This is a genomic window from Lelliottia sp. RWM.1 (genome assembly GCF_016859735.1).
Lineage (GTDB): Bacteria > Pseudomonadota > Gammaproteobacteria > Enterobacterales > Enterobacteriaceae > Enterobacter.
The window spans coordinates 1-20144 of sequence record NZ_WLVC01000029.1 but is presented as its reverse complement, the minus strand read 5'-3'; the positions used below and the strand labels follow the sequence as shown (position 1 = coordinate 20144).

The window sequence follows — 20144 nt, the reverse complement described above, 5'->3', positions numbered from 1 at the left end:
ATTTAATGCTGGATATATTCATATAAACAATAAAAACAGAAAGTCTTTAAAATAAAAATCAATGAAATATTGTTTTTTCCATGGAATGGAAACATATCCGTCACACTCAACTAATAATAATATCTGACGCCAGTCATATCTCTTTCACTTTTTTGATTAGCCATATAGCCACAGCATAAAATGCGTAAGAATGAAATAAGACTTTAGCATTACTAACATTCACCACATCAATAATTCAGGCTACACCCTGCTGAAAGATGAGAATGGAGAGACCAGATGCTTAATGAATTCATTGCATTTCTAAAAAGAAAACTGGTACTTAGTGATTGGGATGAAAACAGCTCTCTGAGAAATCTAAGAATTGCAGTTAGAATGATTCGACCGATAATATTCATTGGGTTCATTTCGCTAATTTTCATCAGTATTTTGGGAGACTACACGCGCTATCGTTATATGGGAGCCTTGTTATTATGGATGTGCGCATGTTTGGCCATTGGTGCAGCCCTCGGATTTCTTTTTGGCGTTCCTAAAACTGGACTCAGTACTAATGGCAACAAAGATACACAAATGGGCACACAGCAATCAAGCCAAACCCGCCCCAACACAAACCTTGAAGAAATTTCTGACTGGCTTACAAAAATTATTGTCGGGTTAACGCTCGTCAATGTAAAAACAATTGGATCAACGCTCTGGCAAATCAGCGAAAAGATGGCATTAGTGGCAGGTAAAGATCCCTCTGGCATTAATACATCTGTATCATTAGCTATTCTCATTACGTTTTTAACGGCGGGATTCTTAAATGGCTACTTTTGCACCCGACTCTTTCTCCAACAAATATTCATTTTCTCGGACCGAAAATTAACTGAGATCTTTAACGCCGTACTGAGTAATCCAACGCCAAACGTTGCGCCAGCAGGTTCACCGGTCATTCCATCCAAAGCAGAAATCAGCAATGCTGAACAACTCGCTAAACTCGCGCAGGACAACCCTCCGGAAACGGTAAGTGTTGCAGTGAATCAACTGGCAAGTGAGTACAAGCAAACCCGTGAGGAGATGGAAAAAGGTGATGAAAGACTACAACGAATGTCTGCCGTCGCAAGCCGCCTTCGCCAGTTTGGTAAAGCGGCGCTATTTATGCTACCAGCACTCACAAAAAGCCAGGATCCGGGAGAAAAGCTTGCCGCTGTCAATATTTTGCAAATGTGTTTCAAACCAGAATATATAAATTTCCTGGCAAGCATTATTGCTGGTGAGCAGGGATTCACTGCTTATCAGGCAGCCAGTGCCCTCTATGTCAGACTTATTCAGACCGATACTATCGAAAGAATTAAAATACAAAATGCAGTAAAAGATATTAGCGAAAAAATAAAAGATGACAACACCCCTCTTAAAGCACTCGTGGATAAAATCCTGAATACACCAATCCAGTAACACTGAACAGGAGAGATATAATGCCCGCAACAGTTGACTCTATTATTAATGCCGCAAAGAAAGAGTGGATATACTGGGGAGAGTCCACCTGGGATCTCACCACCCACTCGAAAAAGATCGGTCATAAGGATGACGAAGATGATTACGCCCAATATGTCATTGATCATTACTGTAAAATTGGTGGGGGTTCACCGTCGAAATGGGCAATCCAGGATGATAAATATGCATGGTCGGCGGTGGGAATGAGTGCCTTCATGGCACAGGGTGGGTTTAATAAACAGGAATTCCCTTTTAATCAGAGCCATTCTGTTTACATTCGAAAATTTATCACCGCGTTACAGCAACACGATAAATCTTCTGCCTATTGGGGATATCGAATTAACACTCAGGGCAAAGCACCAGACATTGGTGATCTCATTGCTTATGCCAGAGGGAAAAATTTAACTTCAGAAAAAGCAAATGCTTATTACGATAAAACAACTGCTTATGAGAGCCATACTGATTTAGTCATCGATAAAGGGAAAAATTACATTGATGTCATCGGTGCAAATGTTATGGATTCGGTCACGTGTAAACGGTTAAAAATAGACTCAAATGGCCACATAGTAGACGATCAGCATTTATGGTTTGCTGTGCTCAAACATAATTTCAATTAGTGCTTGTCCACTCGATATTGACCCGGCCTGCAATATAGCGTCATGCAGGCCGGGTGAACGCGGAATTATTCGAGGTTAGCGCGGTTCAGGCCGTAAGCCACATCCAGTGAGCCTGGCTCCATGCGGGACGTAATCCCCAGGCGGTTCCAGGCGTTGATCGCCACAATCGCGAAGTTCAGCTCTGAAATCTCCACATCTGAAAAATGCTCTGCCACGCTGCGGTACAACGCATCGCTCACGCCGTGGGCACTGATTTGTGTCAGCGCCTCGGTAAATTCCAGCGCAGCTTTTTCACGGGCGCTAAACAACGGTGATTCACGCCAGGCCGCCAGATGATACAGGCGCAGTTCGCGTTCTCCGGCGATTTTGGCTTCTTTTGAGTGCATATCCAGACAGAAAGTACAGCCGTTCAACTGCGAAACACGAATGTCGATCAGGTGCTTCAGCGCCGGGTCGATGGAGGTCCTGGCGACCGCCATACTCAGGTCTGACAGCGCTTTGGCGAGTGCAGGTGTCGCTTTATGGTGGTTAACGCGAGTGCTCATTGTCTTTCCTCTTTTGTGTGCGGCATATGAAATGCGATGAGGCAAATTTACGCTGCTCATGACATAGTAAAAAGATACAAAAATGATGAAATGAGGTAGGACATGAAGCCGGGTTATCACGACATTTATACCCGTTACCGCGATAACATTACGCGGGGTGTGCTGAAACCCGGAGACAAAGTACCTGCCATTCGCGTCTTGGCGGAAGAGCTGAAGGTGGCACGCAAAACCGTCGAAACGGCCTATGCCATTCTCACCGGCGAAGGCTATCTGGTCAGCCAGGGGGCACGAGGAACGCGGGTCAACCCGGATCTCTCCCTGCCTGTTACACAAACCGCCACGACAGACCAGACGACCGGCCTCTTACCGGCTTCGCTTATCAGCCAGCGCGAACGGGCCGGATTTTTACGGCCAGGTATTCCCGCCCTGGATAGTTTTCCCTATAAGAAATGGTTGCTGCTGGCAGGCCAGGCTTCGCGCGCTATGCGCCAGGAAGAGATGCTCAACCCACCGGTTATGGGCTGGTATCCACTCCGCCAGGCCATCGCCAGCTATCTCAATATCTCACGCGGTCTGTCCTGCACAGCGGAACAGGTGCTGATCACCAGCGGCTACAGCGGCAGCCTGCGGTTGATCCTCGATACCCTTGCCAGCCGTAGCGACAAAGTCGTATTTGAAGATCCGGGCTATTTTATGGGCCAGCAATTGCTTAAGCGCATCGTGCCACACCTGCACACCGTACCAGTAGACCGTTCAGGAATGGATACGGATTACCTGCTGCGCCATCACCATGACGCCCGTTTTGCGATTGTGACACCCTCACACCAGAGCCCACTGGCGGTGACGCTCTCTCTGCCGCGCAAACAGCAGTTACTTGACTGGGCCACACAAAATGAAGCCTGGATCATCGAAGATGATTACGATGGCGAGTTTCACTACACCCGCAAAGTATTGCCGTCGCTGAAGAGTCTCGACTCACATGACCGGGTGATTTTTATGGGCTCATTCAGCAAAACAATCATGCCGTCGCTGCGTATGGGCTACATCGTTATGCCCGTCAGCACCGTGGATGCGTTTACTGACTGTGCCGACATTGTTGCCAGCGGCCAGCCTGTATTGACGCAAAAAATCCTCACGGCATTTCTCAGCGAAGGGCACTTTTTCCGCCATTTGAAAAAGATGCGAACCCTCTATCAAACCCGCCGTGACTGGATGATTGCTGCACTACAGGAGGTGTATGGCGACCTGTTTTTCACCGAGCAAAACGATGGCGGAATGCACATAGTGGCATTTCTCACCAAAGGCAGTTGTGACCGCGAAATTGCGCAATGCTGGCAGCAACAGCAGTTGCAGGTCAATGCCTTGTCCGAATGGTATCGCGGGTCTGGCAAACGCTACGGGCTGGTGATGGGCTACAACAACGTGCGGACATATGAGGAAGCGCGGGATCTGCTGAGAAGACCAAAACAGCAGACGCTGGATTTACTACTCTGAATTCAGATAGCTATCCGCACAACACCAGACTGTGATAGAGATACACCCTTCGCTATTTTTTATATTTCTAAGGAAAAGAAAAATGAAATCAATTCTGGGATTCGACTACCTGTTAACGCCACGTGTGCTGGTCTTTTTCTACTGGATCGCCATGGCATTTATTTTAATTGGCGGCGTGTATTCCATGTTCACTGAACATCTGATCACCGGGTTTTTCGGTATGATCTTCAGCCTGATCGGTTGCCGCGTGATGTTTGAATTGATCATGGTTGCCTTCAAGAACAATGAATACCTGCGCCGAATTGCAGAAAACACGACAGTGAAATCTGTCGAGTAATCTTTTAACGTTGCCGGGTAGCAGCTATGCCTGCCCGGCCAACGACCTCAGACATCATATCGCGACAGTCCGACATCTTTCAGTTGCTCATCGCTCATGCGGCTTAAAATGCGGCGTGTACGGTTGACACGATACCAGTGTTTGATCGTTTTCCCGATCCAGATAAATGCAATAAACGGACGTTTTGAACGATTTTCAAAGAATTCCATGATGCTCTCCTCACTTTGCCAGAGGCTTTATCATCGTGGAAATGCCCGCCTTCAATACAGATTCAAAAACAACTTTTGTTTAACATACAGATCCGCTAAAACAGTATCTGAATGCTATTTTTACGCACAATCTGTACTGGTCTTGTAATCTGTATGGTGAAAACAAAGGATACAGCATGACGCGCTACCAACATCTGGCCAATCTCCTGGCAGAACGCATTAAACAAGGGCTGTATCGCAGTGGTGAACGCTTACCCTCTGTGCGTACCCTGAGCCAGGAACATGGCGTCAGTATCAGTACCATTCAGCAGGCCTATCAGATCCTTGAAAACCTTCAGTTGATCACCCCGCAGCCACGCTCTGGCTATTTTGTGTCACCGCGCAAAGCTCAGCCGCCTGTTCCGGCGATGACGCGCCCTGTCCAGCGCCCGGTGGATGTGACCCAGTGGGACGAAGTGATGATGCTACTGGATGCGCGCGGTGACCGGGAGATGATCTCCTTTGGCGGCGGCTCTCCCGATCTCACCCAGCCTGGTCTGAAGCCGCTCTGGCGTGAAATGAGCCGAATTGCGCAACATAATCCGTGTGAAATGCTGAGTTATGACGTGCTTGACGGACGCCTTGAGCTGCGCGAGCAAATCGCACGTTTGATGCTGGACGGTGGGTCAACTGTCGCCCCGAATGAAATTGTGATCACTAACGGTTGTCACGGGGCATTGTCGATTGCCCTGCTTTCCGTGTGTAAGCCTGGGGATATTGTTGCGGTCGAATCCCCGTCGTTTCACGGTACGATGCAAATGCTGCGCGGATTTGATATTAAAGCGATTGAGATCCCTACCGATCCGGAAACGGGGATCAGCATTGAAGCCCTGGAGTTGGCACTGGAACAGTGGCCGATAAAGGCTGTGATCCTGGTTCCCAACTGCAATAACCCACTCGGTTTTATCATGCCTGAAGCGCGCAAGCGGCAGGTGCTGGCGCTTGCGCAGCGTCACGACATCGTCATTGTTGAAGATGATATTTATGGCGAGCTGGCGGCTGAATACCCTCGGCCGCGCACTATTCACTCTTTTGATATTGATGGCCGCGTGCTGTTGTGCAGTTCATTTACCAAAACCGTGGCGCCCGGACTGCGCGTCGGCTGGATTGTGCCGGGGCGTTATTACGACCGGGTGATGCACATGAAGTACGCCGCCGGTGGGTTTAATGTCCCGGCAACGCAAATGGCGGTAGCCGCCTTTATCCGCGACGGCCATTACCATCGTCACGTTCGCCGCATGCGCCAGATTTATCAGCAAAATATGGAAACCTACACCTGCTGGGTGCGGCAGTATTTTCCCGCTGAAATCTGCGTGACACGTCCGCAGGGCAGTTTTTTACTGTGGGTAGAGCTACCGGAAAAGGTGGATATGGTTTGCGTGAGTAAACAACTGTGCCGTCTGAAGATTCAGGCAGCGGCAGGTTCTCTGTTTTCGGCTTCAGGGAAATACCGCAACTGCCTGCGGATCAATGTAGCATTGCCACCGACGGACAAAAACCGGGATGCGCTGAAGAAGATGGGCGAGGCGATTGTCATCGCGATGGAAGAGTAGTACGACCCGATGCCCTCTCCGCGTTGAGAGGAAGAAAAAACTAAAAACGGCAACCGTGGTTGCCGTTGTGCTCTCATCCCGGATTCAGAACTTCCAGGACACGCTGCCTACAATGCTGCGCTCTGCCCCGAAGTAACAGTAAGAGAGCGAGTTACAGGCAGCCACATAACTCTTGTCCGTCAGGTTATTGACGTTAAGCTGCGCACTCACCCCGGTCAGCCCCACTTTTGACAAGTCATACCCGACGACCATATCCACCAGCGTATACGATGGCAGGGTATGGGTATTCTGGCGATCGCTGGTCACGCCATTGACGTAACGCACACCAGAGCCGACGGTCAGGCCATCCAGTGGACCGGTTTTAACGTCATAACTCAGCCAGGCACTGGCCATGTTACGAGGGGCGTAAACGGCACGTTTACCCTCTTCTTCCGGGCTGCTTTTCTTGTAGCGAATATCGGTATAGGTATAAGCCGCCTGCATACGCAGACTGTCAGTCAGTTGCCCAATCGCTTCCAGCTCCACCCCTTCAGACTCAATTTCACCGATGGAACGATATGGATCAGTCGGCTCCTCTTTGGTGGCAATGTTTTTCTGGTTGATGCGGAAGACAGATGCGCTGAACTGGCTGTTCATCCCTTCTGGCTCGTACTTCACACCCGCTTCCCACTGCTTTCCCTTCATCGGGTCGAGAATATTGCCGTTCTCATCAGCAAAGCTGGTCGGTGTGAAAGCTGTGGAATAGCTGATGTAAGGTGCAATACCGTTATCAAAGAGGTAGAGCAACGCCGCGCGGCTGCTGAAGTTGTTCTTATCCAGATCGCCGCGGGTGTTGTTGAGTTTATCGATATTCGACACGCTCACCTGATCGTAACGCCCACCGAGCGTCAGACGCCATTTATCCAGTGACATCTGATCCTGCAGGTAGTAACCCGTCTGGCGTAGCTTGTGTTTTTCCTGGCTGTACATGGTGATGTAGTCAGGCTTCGCACCGTACACCGGATGGAAAGCATCGATCGCCGGGAATCCACCGTAGTAACCCGTTGTGTTGTTACTACGATCCTGATAATCCATACCGATCAGCACACGGTGGTTAACTGCCCAGGTGTCAAAGCTGCCGTCGACCTGGTTATCCAGCGTCACCGCGTTCATCTTCTCGTCAGAGCCGGAATAACCACGATTTAGCTCTGTTTCGTTCAGCCAGCCCGCCGCATAGACCTGATTTAGCTCCACTTTGGTATGCAGATAACGCAGCTTCTGCCGTACAGACCAGCCGCTATCGAACATATGCTCAATGTTATAACCGACCATATTCTCGCGACGATCGTATTTGTCGTAATCATCCTCACCCTCAAAGAAGGTATTGGAGATCTTCTTCCCGTCATGCGGATCAACAGTGCCGTCATACGGCAAGCCGGAGTGGCTACCGCCTTCCGGATCGCGGTGCAGGTAGGCCATCAGATCGAGACGCGTGTTGTCGGTGATGCGCCAGGTCAGGCTGGGCATCAGGGCATAACGTTCCTCTTTCAGCGGATCAAACTGGGAATCGGCGTAGCGGGTCATACCGCTCAGGCGCGCCGCCACACGATCGTTATCGTCCAGCGCACCGGTAACATCAAACATCGCCCCGCGCTGATCGTTATTCCCGGCGAACAGCTTGATCTCCCCGCCAGGATCGAACGACGGTTTACGCGATGTCAGGGCCACAATACCGCCCGGCGAAGAACGGCCATACAGCACCGAGGCAGGGCCACGAACCACTTCAATATTTTCCAGGAACCACGGGTCAACCACCAGCGAACTGTGGGAGTTGGTATCCCCCATCATTTTCAGGCCGTCGAGGTAGACGTTATCCAGGCTGCCATCGGAGAAGCCACGCAACACCATGTAGTCAAAGCGGTTTGAAGCACCTATCTGGTTGCTGTACACCCCCGGCGTGTAACTCACCGCCTGGCGCACACTGGTTGCCCCCTGCTCTTCAAACTGCTCGCGGGTGACGATAGAGACCGCCTGCGGGGTTTCAATATCCGGCGTTTCAAGCTTGGTCGCGCCGCTCTGCATTTGCGAGGTGACCACCACGGTTTCGGTTTTTTGGGCATCCTGCGCCAGCAAAGGAAAAGCGACGCTACCGGTAACCCATCCTACCAGCAGTGCCAGACGCGATTTAGCGAACATGAACATCTCCAAAGGCATTTCTAATTGTTAATAAGAATTATTACCTTTTTGAGTTCGCAAACAGCTATGCGCACCGCCAGGTTACGTATGCGGAATGACAAACCGCGCAGATGCGGTTCGCACGACAGGAGAAAGTAGGTTAGCGGGGCTTACGCAACTCACCCGGAGAGATACCGTAGCGGCGGCGAAACGCGGTCGAGAAATTCGTGGCATGTTGATAGCCGGACATCCACGCCGCCTGTTGCACGCTGTGCCCTTCCAGAAGAAACCGCCGTGCCAGCTCAAGACGACAGTCCCGCAGGTAATCAAACAAGGTACAGCCGTAGCGCTGACGGAACTTACTGCGCAGGCTGCTTTGGCTCATTGCAGCGAGTGTTGCCAGTTGACCGAGGGTATATTCCTGTTCCGGCGACTGCTCAAGCATGGCGCGTATACGCTCAAGTCTGGCGTGCTCCGGCCGACAAGGGAGAGTGTGCTGGCGCTGATTCAGACCATGCCCCAGCAACTGATACATCAGCCCTTCCAGTAACAGCTTGCGTGATAACGCGCTGATCCCTTGCTGCTGCGCATGCTGGATCCCCGAGAGCACAAAGCCCGGAACCTGCCAGATAAAAGTGGGGACATGCAGGGTTTGCCACTCCTGAAGCAGTGATTCCAGCAAACTTTCACGTGTTGCATCATCAGGATAAACACCGAACGAGAGCGTTTTCAGCATACCGCCAGCATCGTGACGCGCGCGCATTACCTGCTGCGTGCTCAGACGAGAGCTGAACGCCATGCCAGATCGCACTACGTACTCTTCACCGTTGAGTGCCAGGGTCACGCTCCCTTCCAGCACCACCAGCATATATAAGGGGCTACTGTGACGGGAGGTGGTTTCATACGGCTGTAAAACGCGCACATCTGAATGCGTCAGCGAAATGCCCGAAGAGAGCGTCATCTCTTCAACATCCCCGTGCAAAACGGGGCTGGTGATCGCATCGGCGTCTGTCAGCTGCGGGAAACGGTAATCAATGCCGTAACGCTCGCCGAAGCCGATAAAATCTTCCACACAGAAGAGGCGTTTAGCGCAGAGTTGCAGATTAGCGGCATTGTTCATAAATAAACCCGGACGGTGAATAAGCGGCTCAACCTTAACATTGCCGCAGTACGGCAACAATTATCCGTATAACCGAAGGAAAAAAATAATGTAAAAGCAGGGATGCCGGTGGCAAAAAAAATCATAAAACGGGAACCATGTAATACCCCAAAAAACCATAGCAATCAGACGATTCCCATTGTTATTGATATCCATTAGACTGCCAAAACACGTTATCACTTCACCCTTTTCTCACAGTCTTTGATATGACCATTCTCAGTAAAAATATAGTCACGGTAAAAGCGGCTCTGGAAAAATCACTTTCTATCCCCGATTACCAGCGTCCCTATAAATGGCGCGAATTTCACGTCAACCAGCTCATTGACGATATTATTCAGCACCGGCATCAATCACGGTATCGTCTGGGAACCATCGTGTCGTATAAAGCCAGACACGACAGCCCGACAGAAGAGGTTGTAGACGGGCAGCAACGGCTACTCACCCTGAGCCTTCTGTGCGCCCTGCTTGATGAAAAGCAGATACACTGTTCTCCCTCCCTTCTCCAGCACACATTCAGTAACAACATCACCCAGCACAATGTCGAAAAAAATGCCGAACTGATCCGTCGTCGCCTGAATCAGTTAACACCTGAAGACCAGCAAAATATTTATCAGTACCTGCTGCACAACTGCGAGCTGATCTGTGTGACGCTGGATAATCTCAGCGAAGCATTTCAGTTCTTTGATTCGCAAAACGCCCGTGGAAAACCACTCGAAGCCTACGATCTGTTAAAAGCATTCCATCTGCGTGAAATGGATGAGAATACCCCGGAAGAACGGCAGCGCTGCGTCAGAAACTGGGAAAGCAACGTCACACCGAAGAAAGATCGGCCTGCTCGCCCAGGGCTTGATCTGTTGATGAGTAAAATCCTCTTCCCCCTGCGCTGTTGGACAAATGGTGAATCCGGTCATTCCCTGACCAAAAGCCAAATCTCTATTTTTAAAGGGGTTTCGGCGAATAAAAACACCTGGAACTACGCTGCGAATCTGGTGGCTCTGGATGATCTGGTGGATCAATTTAACCGTGATCCTCAGCGGCAGGATGATAAGCAAACGATGGTTTTCCCGTTTCAGATCGATCAGCATCTGATCAACGGGAAACGCTTTTTTGAATATATTGATCATTACGGCTCACTGTACGAATCCTTGTTCCATCCTGATGTCTCTCCGGTTAAGCCGCTGCTAAACATTCTCACCCAATATGAAGGGAACACGCGTATTGGCGATCGCTACGTGCGTAATCTCTTCAACTGCGCGCTGCTCTATTATCACGACAGATTTGGCCATGAAGGGCTCGAAAAAGCGGCTGAAATTTGTTTTGCGTGGAGCTACAGGCTTCGCCTCAGTTATCACCGCATAACCGTCGAGACCATTGAAAATGCCGCCGTCAGTCCACAGGGACTGCTGCGTAAAATTAAGCTGGCTCACCGGCCCGGCGATGTTCTGAATTATCTGGTTCCTGTGATCCATACCAACGATATCAAAGGGACAAAAATTGATCTGCTTACCGAGGCATTAAAAGAGAAAGGCTATGTCAAATAACTCCCCTGTCCAGAAGGACGTCGCCGCGCTAACGGTCAGCCAGCTTTTCCAGACAGGCCATTATACGATCCCGATTTATCAGCGTAATTATGCCTGGGGACAGGAAGAGATTGAGCAGTTAATCCAGGATATATGGGATGTCGCCCTGCTAAACCGGGGAGATAACCACTATTTCATCGGGAGTCTGGTGGTTGCGGAAAGAGGCCCTGGCCGTTTTGAAACCATCGACGGACAGCAACGGCATACGACACTCAGCATTTTACTCGCCGTGATGAAACACGCCTTCTCTCTGCCACTGCCCAACATTGGCGAAATTAATCTTCACTTTGACTGCCGCGGCGAATCAGACATTACGCTGAGTGCGTTGTTTGAAAAAGGCGATATTCCCGACAACGAAAATGATATTGAACAGGGGATCTATCACGCCTGGCGCATCATGGTGAACTTCATTCAAAAAATGAAAATCGACCACGCTATTTTCCTGCGTTTTTTACTGGAAAATGTCGTTGTTTTACGTGTCACGGTTCCTGCTGATACCGATTTGAATCACTATTTTGAGATTATGAATAACCGTGGTGAACAGCTGGAAAAACACGAAATTCTGAAGGCCCGCCTGATGGATAAGTTAGGGGAAAACGCCAGCGATATTGAACGCATCGCGTTTTCCACGATCTGGGATGCCTGCGCCAATATGCAGCGTTATGTGCAACTGAGCGTCCATCACTCCCTGCGGGATCTGTGGTTTAACCGCAACTGGAATACCATCCCGGATGATTTTGACACCCTTTTACACCCCCATCTGAAACGTGATGAACATGCAGAAAACCGCACTCTTCGCGATATTATCTTCAGCCCAAGAGGAGATATTCCGGAGCCGGTAATCTCCCGTGAGCCTGACGAAGCCCATCCCGGCACGTTTGGTTCGGTGATTACCTTCCCGAATTTTCTGTTGCAGGTACTCCGCCTGACGGAGCGCAATACACCGCTGGACGACAAACGCTTGCTGGATACCTTCACCACCAGCAACCCGGAGCCACGGCAGTTCATCATGCAATTACTGAAATGCCGGATGCTCTTCGATCGCTACATCATCAAACGTGAAAATGACGATGACTGGAGCCTGCAAGCGCTGACGCGTTACGAGAAAAGTTTCAGTTATACCAATACGTTCGCGGTCCCGGAAAAGCTCTCACACAGGGAGCGTAATATTCCGCTCAACGAGAATGCGATCATGTTGCTGTCCATGTTCCATGTATCGTTCCCGGCGCAAATCTACAAATACTGGCTGAACGGTGCATTGTACTGGCTGAATAAATACGCAGAGCCCGGCCAGATGAGTATTAATGGTCGGGATTATCTCAATTACCTCGAAAATATGGCCAATCACTTTTTACTCGAACGTTTAACAGACGCCGGTAGCGAGCAGCCCTATGATTTTGACGTGATGGAGAAAGCACCGGTCATCTTCCCTGTTGAACTCGACGAAGCACCGCTGCATAAAGGTACGGGTGTGCAAAACTATATCTTTAACCGCCTTGATTACCTGCTGTGGCTAAACCTGAAAAATAAACGCCAGTTTGCGGGTGTCGACATGCAATATATTGAGAATCGGGTGAAGAATTTTACCTTCACCTTCCGTACCTCGGTTGAGCATTACTCGCCACAACATCCGATGAACAACGAATTACCACTTGAAGAAACTCAAGGTTTAAAAAATGGCGTCGATAATTTTGGCAATCTTTGTCTGATAAGCCCTGGCAATAATTCAAAACTGAGCAATTACTCTCCGGTGGCGAAGAAAGAGCATTACGAGAAATCGACCCATGCAGAAAGCCTGAAGCAGGTATTTATGATGAGCTACGGCAACTGGGACCATTCTTCAGTGGCGAATATCCTTCATCATAAAAATATGATGATCAATGTTCTGCTGTACCGATATTAACCGCACAACGACAAAAGGAAATGCACACTGTGACTCATCCGACAGCATCACTGAAGTTACATGCCAGCAAGGGGCCAATGCCCACCGTTGAAATCAATATCGACAAGCTGGACAACGCGGAGATCGCTCTTGATGAATTCGTCTGCCCGACGCTAGCCGCCCTTGCGCGTCGTGCGCCCGATCAGAGCTGCACGATTTATCAGTTCATGACGCAAAGCGTTAATTTTATGCACAACTGCTGGTCGGTCTTTCTCATCATTGACGGTAGCGAACGATTTTTAACCGGACTTGCCGATGGCATTGGTTATCGAAAAGAGAGCGAATCACGCATCAGCGATAGCATTCCGCCTCTCGCTGGCACGCCGCTTTATCATCTTCAGGATGGCGAATTGTGGGCTCATGAAGACGGTGAATGGAAACGACTGGATGCCTATGACGACGTGACGGAATACGACGAAGAGGAGCTTACAGAAGAAGACCCCGGCGACGAAGAAGACGACGACTGGAACGATGAAGAGGAAGAGGAAAACGAAACAACAACCGTCACCCGCGCGAAACCAAAAGGCCGTCAACGCGCTGCACGTAACGATGCGCGTGTAGGGAAAATTAAAACGAAGATTGAAACACTCTTCGGCCTGCCGGAGGGGTCTGTCGTACTGCAAGGCCCGGACGGACGACCTTTGCGCGCCGATGCATTCATCCGCACCCTACGCGCCCGCTGGGGTTACGATAATTAATCCTCGCGGTATCATCAGCAGCGGGCACTGCGCCCGCCGCTGATAGCAGGTATTACTCTTCGAAGAACCAGTAACCCTGGTTAATCAGCCCGGTTAACTCTTCAACAAACACCGGGTTATTCAGGGCCTCGCCCAGTTCAGCCTGACCGAATTCCGTATAACGACACAGCACATCTGCGGCTTTCGCATCCACCGTTTCCAGCAGTTCGCTGTTGATAAAGAAGCGCCCACCGATGTTCAGTACGCGCAAACCACTCAGGCGAGTGAGCGTTTCACCGCCCTGAAGCGCATCCAGCACCTCTTCCGGCTCATAGGCCGGTTCCGCTGTCGCAATATCCAGCTCGTGGCGCGGCGTAGAGACAAAGCTGCCAAACCATTTCGTGAAGTCATCCGGTTTGCTGATCATGTCGATCATCATCTGACGAATGCGATCAAGCTCGTACTGTTCCACGCGCCCAGGGTGTTCGCGGCAGGTCAGATCCGGATCGCTGTAGTGTTCCCCCCCCAGATCGTTTTCCAGTGCGTAATCGGCAAAGCTGCTGATCAGGTCACGGCCATTTGGCCCACGGAAACCCACGGAGTAGTTCAGCGCGGTTTCATGGGTGAAGCCGTCGTGCGGGAATCCAGGTGGAATGTAGAGGATATCGCCCGGTTCCAGATCTTCATCGATGATCGGCTCAAACGGATCAACGTGCAGCAATGCAGGATGCGGACAGAACTGACGCATTGGCAGCTTGTCGCCTACACGCCAGCGGCGGCTCCCCATTCCCTGAATGATAAACACATCGTATTGATCGATATGAGGACCGACGCCGCCGCCAGGCACAGAGAAGGAGATCATCAGATCATCAAGACGCCAGTCCGGCAGAACACGGAACGGGCGAACCAGTTCAGCAGACGGCATATGCCAGTGGTTAACAGCCTGGGCCAGCAGCGACCAGCCGGTTTCACCTAAGCCCTCGAAGTCCTCAAATGGACCGTTGCTCGCCTGCCACTTGCCGTTGAAATGGCTCACCAGGCGGCTATCGACTTCCGGCTCCATTGCCAGCCCGGCCAGTTCATCCGGGGTAATCGGATCGATAAAATCGGGAAAGGCATTTTTCAGCACAACAGGTTGTTTTTGCCAGTATTTTTCAAGAAATTCCGGCCAGTTCAGGTTCAGTTGATACGCCATAAGTTGCACCAGTAAGGAGGGGAGACAGGTGCGATTATGAAAGAGGCACAGGCAGGCTGCCTTGTCGTGGGTCAAACGGGGATAAAAAGCCTTGCCCGTCAGCCGTTCGTATGACACAGCGTGACAGTTTAACGCTTTATCGTGATCGCCAGATTTACAGCAGCTTATATCGTTACGTTAAGAGAGAGTGTTGTCATGAGGCCTGAGATGAGCGATTTCCCCGAACTCCCGATTACGGGCAACGTGAGGACCACCATTGGGGTCTATACGCGCAAAGATAATCCGTCCGTGTTTTCACCTGTCGCCCATGCATTACCCGCCGGAAGTGATGTCAGGGTTCAGGCCGCCGTGGTGGGGGATGCGGTAGAAGGTAACGCGCACTGGTATCGTATTGATGACGAGACGTTTATCTGGGCGGGAGCCTGTACGCGGCCTGATCCGTATCCGGCATTCCCGGAAAGCACCCGAATAAACTGGATGGCGGTGGTATTTGATGTGCGTTAGCGCCCGTTTCCGGGCGCTTTTGACCTGAATCAGTCCAGCTTCAGCTCGTCATAATGGGTAATAATTTTCCCCACAATGCCGTAGTCCAGTGCTTCTGCAGGCGACATCCAGAAATTACGGTCGGTGTCTTTTTTCACTTTTTCCAGCGGCTGACCCGTTGCGTCGGCAATCAACTTATTCACGCGATCCAGCATGCGAATGATTTCGCGTGCTTCGATTTCGATATCCGTCGCCTGACCCCGCACGCCACCCAGCGGCTGATGGATCATAAAACGGGTATTTGGCAGCGCATAGCGGTGCTCTTTTTTCGCCGCCAGGAAGATAGTGATCCCGGCGCTTGCCACCCAGCCTGTCCCGATCACATGCACATCCGGGCGAATGAACTTAATAAAATCGTGGATGGTATCGCCCGCTTCCACGTGACCGCCCTGGCTGTTGATGTACAGCTTGATCGGATCGTTACTCACGCTTTGCAGCAGGATCAACTGAGCAATCACTTTCTCGGCCAGCGCCTGGTCGATTTCACCCGAGATAATAATCGAGCGTGACTCAAGCAGTTTTTGCTGCAGAGCGCCCGCGCCGTTTTTCCCCTCTGCTTTCTCAGTGTTGTCGCGATCTTTCTGTGTGTAGTGCATTGTTCTTATCCTCGGCTTTTAGCGCTCAAAACCAGAGTGTAGCCTGTTTTGCCTGTCAAAGTCCTCAAGCGCACACAATGCGAACATCCTGTGCGGCAAACGCGGCGGAAACCTCTTTCTCCATCGGCTTTTCGACCACCAGCACATCGATATCGCGGCTCTTTGCCACCACAAAGCGCGCCACGCCGGGAAGCTTGTCCGTCGTCAGGGCCACAATGGTCTGATTGCTTTGTGCGATCACCGCTTTTTTGAATTCACAGTCGGCAAAATCAAAACCGGTCAGCCCCATATCCGGGTCCATCGCGCAGCCACCAATAAATGCCTGATCGAAAATAATGCCCTGGATCTGGCTGGCTGCCGTCGCCCCAACCGCGCCACCGGACGCCCGCTGGATCTGCCCACCTGTCATGATCACTTCACAAAGAGGATGCCGCAGCAGCTCGGCCGCAATCGCCGGGGAGTTCGTCACCACCGTGATGCTGAGATCTGCCGGGAGTGCTTTCGCCAGCGCCAGGTTGGTGGTTCCGGTATCGATAAAAATGCAGCCGCTGGCTTTGATCAGGGTTGCTGCTTTCTGCGCGATTGTGTCTTTTTTTTCACTATCTTTTTGCTCACGGCTGAAAAAATTTCCCGCATCCGGAAGCTGAAGGACTGCCCCACCGTAGACCTTTTTACAGAAACCTTCTTTGCTAAGCTCATGTAAATCACGGCGAATTGTATGCTCAGACACCTTCATCTGCGTGGCTAGTTCGGCGCACACCACTCTTCCGTTCTCCTGAAGGATCTGGCGGATCAGGTCTTGTCGTTGTTCAGGAAAAGCAGCATAATCGAGCATAATAAATCCTTTTGGAAACGTGAATCGAGCATCAATGCGCATAATGTTGCATAGCGGCTCATTCTGTCAATCGATGTGGTCAGAGGAAGCATCATGATGAAGAGCAACGATCGACACCAGGATCAAGTCGTCCCCAGTAAACCCTATGACGGCTTTTGCGTTGAGCCTGTCATCCACACCGAGAGATGCCGGCAAAAGGTACTGCATGAAGAGCTACCGGCCAGTTTTCCGGGGATCATCAACACCACACCGAACAAACAACGAGGGTTAATATGAATATTGCACATGTCGCACTCTGGACCCGCAACCTTGACGCACAGGTTCAGTTCTGGGAAACCGTTTTTGGCGGGCACTGTAACGAACGCTACCTCAGTAACAACCGCGCCGGATTTGCATCGCACTTTATGACGCTGAACGACGGGCCGACCATTGAGCTCATGACCGTTCCTCAACTGCCCGATGCCCCCGCTTATGCTGAATTTGTCGGTTGGGCACATATCGCCATCAATGTCGGCAGTAAAGGTAACGTGGACAAAATGGCAGAGCAGGCAAAGTTAAACGACACACTGCTTAGCCCGCCGCGAATGACGGGAGATGGGTTTTATGAAGCCGTGATTGCCGATCCAGACGGAAACAGGATTGAACTGGTTGGGGCATAATCCGCTACACTCACTCTCCATTAGCCCACATGGATAATTGCGATGGAACTGACTGCCGTAAGTGCCCTTCACTTCAGCGTTGCCGAACTTACCGGTATTCTGGAACGCTGCTTTCAGGATTATTTCGTCCCGTTCTCGCTCACGCCTGAAGCCTTTGCCTTACGATTCAGTTCCGAGGGCGTCAGCCTGGAGGCTTCCCGCGTCTGGCTCAGAGGCGATGAACCGGTGGCTATCGCCCTTATCAACCGACGAGCCAACACCGCCAGACTGGGCGCATTTGCTATCATTCCAGCTTATCGCGGCAAAGGGCTGGCACGTGGCCTGCTGTCCCCCTTGTGTGAGTCGATCAAAGCGCAGGGCATCACCCACTTTTATCTGGAAGTGCTTCGCGAAAACAGCGCCGCCATCGCGTTGTATAGATCCCTAGGCTTTCACCTCACACAGGGGCTGTGGGGATTTAAAGGGGATGTTCGCGGGGTCCATATCAATGGAGAACTGAACGCCGCAACCACTGATGAACTGCTCAGGGCGGTCTGGTCTGCTCCTGCGGAGCACATACCCTGGCAGCTCGATCCGCTCTCTCTGCCGTTGCTGCCTTGCCAGGTCTTCAGAGAAGACTCTGGCGCCTGGGCTGCTATCACGACAAACGCTCCAATACCGCAGTTGCGCTTTTTATTTGTCGAACCTACGTCGCGCGGCCAGGGGCATGCACGTCAGATGCTGCAACATCTCAACGCCCGTTACCCCGGAATCAGCACACCCGTGGCAGTACCGGAACATTTCGCCCCGCTGTTCGCCGCCGCCGGATACCAGCCGCTGGCGATCACACAGTATGGGATGGTGCAGCGTTAGTCCTGCGGATAAAACTGCATTCCTGCATAGGGCATCTCGCGACACGCTGCCAGCCGTGCCGCGAGATTGCCGACATGCAGTTCCAGCTTGTGCCCGTCCGGATCCAGAAAGTAAAACGATGCCCCTTCGCTTTTGTTCTGCTTCCAGACGCTAACACCCGCCTGTTCCAGCTTGTGCGACAACGGGCCAAAATCGTCCTCTGCAACGCTAAATGCGTAATGGGTGTAGTCGCTCTCCTGCGGGGGAACCACGCGTCGCGCGTCATCATATGAAAGGCAAAGCCAGAGATCGCCACAACTGAGATATGCACCGGTATGCCACTGCGCATGAAGCGTAAGCCCCAGGAGATCGCGCCAGAAAGTGACGCTTTTTTGCAGATCGCTGACGGCAAACGTCAGATGGTTGAGAGATTGCAGCATGGGATGCCCTTTTGTTTTTCGCGCCAGACATGATACGGTAATGGGATGAACATAAACCACGCCGTACTCACCGTAAACCGTTGGTGGCTGCCTTCTTAAAGGCGGCACGGAGTAGTTTTTCCCACATTCAGATAGCCGCCGAAAGGCGGCTATTGCATTTCCAGAACCCCTTTCGGCACTCACCCTTAAGGAGTTTTTATGAATACCCAAAGCACCATTCTCACTGGTGACCGTCCAACCGGCCCGCTGCATCTGGGTCACTATGTCGGCTCGCTGCGCCAGCGCGTTGCCCTGCAACACAGCCACCAACAGTTTGTCTTAATCGCCGATCTTCAGGGACTGACCGACAACGGCAGCAATCCGCAGAAGATCCGCGATAATATCCCCGAAGTGCTGGCCGACTATCTCGCCGCCGGTATCGACCCGAACCTGACCACGATCTGCCTGCAATCTGCCCTGCCCGCCCTTGCCGAACTGACAATGCTGTACATGAACATCGTCACCGTCGCCCGCGTGGAGCGTAACCCGACGGTGAAAAATGAGATTGCACAGAAAGGGTTTGCCCGCTCGCTGCCGGTCGGGTTTATGGCCTACCCCATCAGCCAGGCGGCGGACATCACCGCATTCAGGGCCGAGTGCGTACCCGTTGGTGACGACCAGTTGCCGATGATTGAGCAGACCAACGAGATCGTTCATAAGATGAATAGCCTGCTGCCCGCCCCCGTACTGCGCCACTGCAAAGCGATGCTGAGCGACACCAGCCGCCTGCCCGGCATTGATGGCAGCGCAAAAATGTCGAAATCACTCGGCAACACGCTGCACCTTTCTGCCAGTGAAGAGGCCATTCACCAGGCCGTCAGCGCCATGTACACGGACCCAACTCATCTGAAAGTAAGCGACCCAGGGCAGATAACGGGCAACGTCGTGTTTACCTACCTGGATGCGTTTCATCCGGACAAAACCAAAGTGGCGGCGATGAAGGCGCACTATCAGGCTGGCGGGCTTGGGGACCGGGCATGCAAAAACGTGCTGGAAGCGTGCTTACAGGAACTTATTGCGCCGATGCGGGAACGAAGAGCGATGTATATGCAGGATAAGGGGGAGCTGATGGCGATGCTGAAACGCGGAACGGAACGGGCACAGGGGGTGACGCAGGGGACGCTGCGGGAGGTTAAGGCGGGGTTGGGGATCCTGTAAGCACACCTGTTTTAGTTCCACACACTTTTTGAGATTTCCGGTTTTTCAGCCATCAGCCGGTACTCTTCCGGC

21 protein-coding genes are annotated in these 20144 nt (G+C 51.5%); 13 read left to right on the top strand and 8 right to left on the bottom strand.

The window, feature by feature from the left end; all coding sequences use genetic code 11:
- Positions 1-276 precede the first annotated feature (276 nt).
- Together GF617_RS18245 and GF617_RS18240 are read left to right on the top strand one after the other, a co-directional pair.
- Complete coding sequence (locus tag GF617_RS18245; RefSeq protein ID WP_181622101.1) at positions 277-1431, top strand: hypothetical protein; 1155 nt, start codon at positions 277-279, stop codon at positions 1429-1431.
- A gap of 20 nt (positions 1432-1451) precedes the next feature.
- Positions 1452-2087: a DUF2272 domain-containing protein gene (locus GF617_RS18240; protein WP_181622100.1), complete on the top strand. Its 636-nt coding sequence runs from the start codon at positions 1452-1454 to the stop codon at positions 2085-2087.
- 65 nt (positions 2088-2152) lie between these two features.
- Here the strand turns inward: GF617_RS18240 and GF617_RS18235 are convergent, their stop codons facing one another.
- The gene (locus GF617_RS18235; protein ID WP_181622099.1) at positions 2153-2632 is read right to left on the bottom strand and encodes a carboxymuconolactone decarboxylase family protein; all 480 of its coding nucleotides are present in this window, start codon (positions 2630-2632) and stop codon (positions 2153-2155) included.
- Between the two features lie 102 nt (positions 2633-2734).
- Between GF617_RS18235 and GF617_RS18230 the strand changes: the two genes are divergently transcribed.
- Together GF617_RS18230 and GF617_RS18225 are read left to right on the top strand one after the other, a co-directional pair.
- Positions 2735-4126, top strand: a complete 1392-nt coding sequence (locus tag GF617_RS18230) for a PLP-dependent aminotransferase family protein (protein WP_203452209.1) — start codon at positions 2735-2737, stop codon at positions 4124-4126.
- Positions 4127-4208: 82 nt separating this feature from the next.
- Positions 4209-4463 (top strand): DUF4282 domain-containing protein, encoded by a 255-nt coding sequence (locus GF617_RS18225; RefSeq protein WP_181622097.1) that lies wholly within the window; start codon positions 4209-4211, stop codon positions 4461-4463.
- A gap of 47 nt (positions 4464-4510) precedes the next feature.
- Here the strand turns inward: GF617_RS18225 and GF617_RS18220 are convergent, their stop codons facing one another.
- A complete protein-coding gene (locus GF617_RS18220) occupies positions 4511-4672 on the bottom strand; it encodes a DUF1127 domain-containing protein (RefSeq protein WP_181622096.1) in 162 nt (53 codons plus the stop codon).
- A 176-nt stretch (positions 4673-4848) separates the two neighbouring features.
- Between GF617_RS18220 and GF617_RS18215 the strand changes: the two genes are divergently transcribed.
- Positions 4849-6264: a PLP-dependent aminotransferase family protein gene (locus tag GF617_RS18215; RefSeq protein WP_181622095.1), complete on the top strand. Its 1416-nt coding sequence runs from the start codon at positions 4849-4851 to the stop codon at positions 6262-6264.
- Between the two features lie 84 nt (positions 6265-6348).
- On the opposite strand, the gene foxA is transcribed toward GF617_RS18215, so the two are convergent.
- Together foxA and GF617_RS18205 are read right to left on the bottom strand one after the other, a co-directional pair.
- Positions 6349-8457: a ferrioxamine B receptor FoxA gene (gene foxA, locus GF617_RS18210; protein ID WP_181622094.1), complete on the bottom strand. Its 2109-nt coding sequence runs from the start codon at positions 8455-8457 to the stop codon at positions 6349-6351.
- Between the two features lie 121 nt (positions 8458-8578).
- Complete coding sequence (locus GF617_RS18205) at positions 8579-9538, bottom strand: AraC family transcriptional regulator (RefSeq protein ID WP_181622093.1); 960 nt, start codon at positions 9536-9538, stop codon at positions 8579-8581.
- 245 nt (positions 9539-9783) lie between these two features.
- Between GF617_RS18205 and GF617_RS18200 the strand changes: the two genes are divergently transcribed.
- From GF617_RS18200 to GF617_RS18190, 3 genes are read left to right on the top strand one after another with little or no spacing between them, the layout of a single operon-like run.
- Positions 9784-11118, top strand: a complete 1335-nt coding sequence (locus tag GF617_RS18200; RefSeq protein ID WP_181622092.1) for a DUF262 domain-containing protein — start codon at positions 9784-9786, stop codon at positions 11116-11118.
- Positions 11108-13060, top strand: coding sequence for a DUF262 domain-containing protein (locus tag GF617_RS18195; protein WP_181622091.1), 1953 nt, complete (start codon positions 11108-11110; stop codon positions 13058-13060). The genes GF617_RS18200 and GF617_RS18195 overlap by 11 nt, the downstream gene beginning before the upstream one ends.
- A 20-nt stretch (positions 13061-13080) precedes the next feature.
- On the top strand, positions 13081-13797 hold the full coding sequence (locus GF617_RS18190; protein ID WP_203452208.1) for a hypothetical protein: 717 nt from the start codon (positions 13081-13083) through the stop codon (positions 13795-13797).
- A gap of 52 nt (positions 13798-13849) precedes the next feature.
- Here GF617_RS18190 and GF617_RS18185 read toward each other — a convergent pair whose 3' ends face one another.
- Positions 13850-14971: a cupin domain-containing protein gene (locus GF617_RS18185; protein ID WP_181622089.1), complete on the bottom strand. Its 1122-nt coding sequence runs from the start codon at positions 14969-14971 to the stop codon at positions 13850-13852.
- 207 nt (positions 14972-15178) lie between these two features.
- On the opposite strand from GF617_RS18185, the gene GF617_RS18180 reads away from it, so the two are divergent.
- Positions 15179-15475 (top strand): SH3 domain-containing protein, encoded by a 297-nt coding sequence (locus GF617_RS18180; RefSeq protein WP_181622088.1) that lies wholly within the window; start codon positions 15179-15181, stop codon positions 15473-15475.
- 29 nt (positions 15476-15504) lie between these two features.
- Here GF617_RS18180 and GF617_RS18175 read toward each other — a convergent pair whose 3' ends face one another.
- Both GF617_RS18175 and GF617_RS18170 read right to left on the bottom strand, forming a co-directional pair.
- The gene (locus tag GF617_RS18175) at positions 15505-16110 is read right to left on the bottom strand and encodes an ATP-dependent Clp protease proteolytic subunit (protein WP_181622087.1); all 606 of its coding nucleotides are present in this window, start codon (positions 16108-16110) and stop codon (positions 15505-15507) included.
- A 64-nt stretch (positions 16111-16174) separates the two neighbouring features.
- On the bottom strand, positions 16175-16945 hold the full coding sequence (locus GF617_RS18170; protein WP_203452207.1) for a DeoR/GlpR family DNA-binding transcription regulator: 771 nt from the start codon (positions 16943-16945) through the stop codon (positions 16175-16177).
- Between the two features lie 93 nt (positions 16946-17038).
- Here GF617_RS18170 and GF617_RS18165 point away from each other — a divergent pair, with 93 nt between their 5' ends.
- Genes GF617_RS18165 through GF617_RS18155 form a run of 3 tightly spaced genes read left to right on the top strand, consistent with a single transcriptional unit; the run spans position 17039 to position 18456 of the window.
- Positions 17039-17221 carry a hypothetical protein gene (locus GF617_RS18165; protein ID WP_181622085.1) on the top strand — a complete coding sequence of 61 codons (183 nt, stop codon included), beginning with the start codon at positions 17039-17041 and terminating at the stop codon, positions 17219-17221.
- On the top strand, positions 17218-17604 hold the full coding sequence (locus tag GF617_RS18160; protein WP_181622084.1) for a VOC family protein: 387 nt from the start codon (positions 17218-17220) through the stop codon (positions 17602-17604). Before GF617_RS18165 ends, GF617_RS18160 begins: the two co-directional genes overlap by 4 nt.
- A 42-nt stretch (positions 17605-17646) precedes the next feature.
- A complete protein-coding gene (locus GF617_RS18155; protein WP_203452206.1) occupies positions 17647-18456 on the top strand; it encodes an N-acetyltransferase in 810 nt (269 codons plus the stop codon).
- Here GF617_RS18155 and fosA read toward each other — a convergent pair.
- Positions 18453-18875 (bottom strand): FosA/FosA2 family fosfomycin resistance glutathione transferase, encoded by a 423-nt coding sequence (gene fosA / locus GF617_RS18150; protein WP_203452205.1) that lies wholly within the window; start codon positions 18873-18875, stop codon positions 18453-18455. The two genes, GF617_RS18155 and fosA, sit on opposite strands and share 4 nt — an antisense overlap.
- A gap of 198 nt (positions 18876-19073) precedes the next feature.
- Here fosA and trpS point away from each other — a divergent pair, with 198 nt between their 5' ends.
- Positions 19074-20072 (top strand): tryptophan--tRNA ligase, encoded by a 999-nt coding sequence (gene trpS, locus GF617_RS18145; RefSeq protein ID WP_203452204.1) that lies wholly within the window; start codon positions 19074-19076, stop codon positions 20070-20072.
- Positions 20073-20144 lie beyond the last annotated feature (72 nt).

What these genes read in the sequence shown, in the direction of transcription:
- GF617_RS18180 (WP_181622088.1), top strand. Translation starts at nt 15,179, where the DNA reads ATGAGCGATTTCCCCGAACTCCCGATTACGGGCAACGTGAGGACCACC.
- foxA (WP_181622094.1), bottom strand. Translation starts at nt 8,457, where the DNA reads ATGCCTTTGGAGATGTTCATGTTCGCTAAATCGCGTCTGGCACTGCTG.
- GF617_RS18175 (WP_181622087.1), bottom strand. Translation starts at nt 16,110, where the DNA reads ATGCACTACACACAGAAAGATCGCGACAACACTGAGAAAGCAGAGGGG.
- GF617_RS18235 (WP_181622099.1), bottom strand. Translation starts at nt 2,632, where the DNA reads ATGAGCACTCGCGTTAACCACCATAAAGCGACACCTGCACTCGCCAAA.
- GF617_RS18170 (WP_203452207.1), bottom strand. Translation starts at nt 16,945, where the DNA reads ATGCTCGATTATGCTGCTTTTCCTGAACAACGACAAGACCTGATCCGC.
- GF617_RS18185 (WP_181622089.1), bottom strand. Translation starts at nt 14,971, where the DNA reads ATGGCGTATCAACTGAACCTGAACTGGCCGGAATTTCTTGAAAAATAC.
- GF617_RS18160 (WP_181622084.1), top strand. Translation starts at nt 17,218, where the DNA reads ATGAATATTGCACATGTCGCACTCTGGACCCGCAACCTTGACGCACAG.
- GF617_RS18220 (WP_181622096.1), bottom strand. Translation starts at nt 4,672, where the DNA reads ATGGAATTCTTTGAAAATCGTTCAAAACGTCCGTTTATTGCATTTATC.
- GF617_RS18225 (WP_181622097.1), top strand. Translation starts at nt 4,209, where the DNA reads ATGAAATCAATTCTGGGATTCGACTACCTGTTAACGCCACGTGTGCTG.
- GF617_RS18215 (WP_181622095.1), top strand. Translation starts at nt 4,849, where the DNA reads ATGACGCGCTACCAACATCTGGCCAATCTCCTGGCAGAACGCATTAAA.
- GF617_RS18190 (WP_203452208.1), top strand. Translation starts at nt 13,081, where the DNA reads ATGCACACTGTGACTCATCCGACAGCATCACTGAAGTTACATGCCAGC.
- GF617_RS18240 (WP_181622100.1), top strand. Translation starts at nt 1,452, where the DNA reads ATGCCCGCAACAGTTGACTCTATTATTAATGCCGCAAAGAAAGAGTGG.
- GF617_RS18200 (WP_181622092.1), top strand. Translation starts at nt 9,784, where the DNA reads ATGACCATTCTCAGTAAAAATATAGTCACGGTAAAAGCGGCTCTGGAA.
- fosA (WP_203452205.1), bottom strand. Translation starts at nt 18,875, where the DNA reads ATGCTGCAATCTCTCAACCATCTGACGTTTGCCGTCAGCGATCTGCAA.
- GF617_RS18230 (WP_203452209.1), top strand. Translation starts at nt 2,735, where the DNA reads ATGAAGCCGGGTTATCACGACATTTATACCCGTTACCGCGATAACATT.
- trpS (WP_203452204.1), top strand. Translation starts at nt 19,074, where the DNA reads ATGAATACCCAAAGCACCATTCTCACTGGTGACCGTCCAACCGGCCCG.
- GF617_RS18155 (WP_203452206.1), top strand. Translation starts at nt 17,647, where the DNA reads ATGGAACTGACTGCCGTAAGTGCCCTTCACTTCAGCGTTGCCGAACTT.
- GF617_RS18165 (WP_181622085.1), top strand. Translation starts at nt 17,039, where the DNA reads ATGATGAAGAGCAACGATCGACACCAGGATCAAGTCGTCCCCAGTAAA.
- GF617_RS18245 (WP_181622101.1), top strand. Translation starts at nt 277, where the DNA reads ATGCTTAATGAATTCATTGCATTTCTAAAAAGAAAACTGGTACTTAGT.
- GF617_RS18205 (WP_181622093.1), bottom strand. Translation starts at nt 9,538, where the DNA reads ATGAACAATGCCGCTAATCTGCAACTCTGCGCTAAACGCCTCTTCTGT.
- GF617_RS18195 (WP_181622091.1), top strand. Translation starts at nt 11,108, where the DNA reads ATGTCAAATAACTCCCCTGTCCAGAAGGACGTCGCCGCGCTAACGGTC.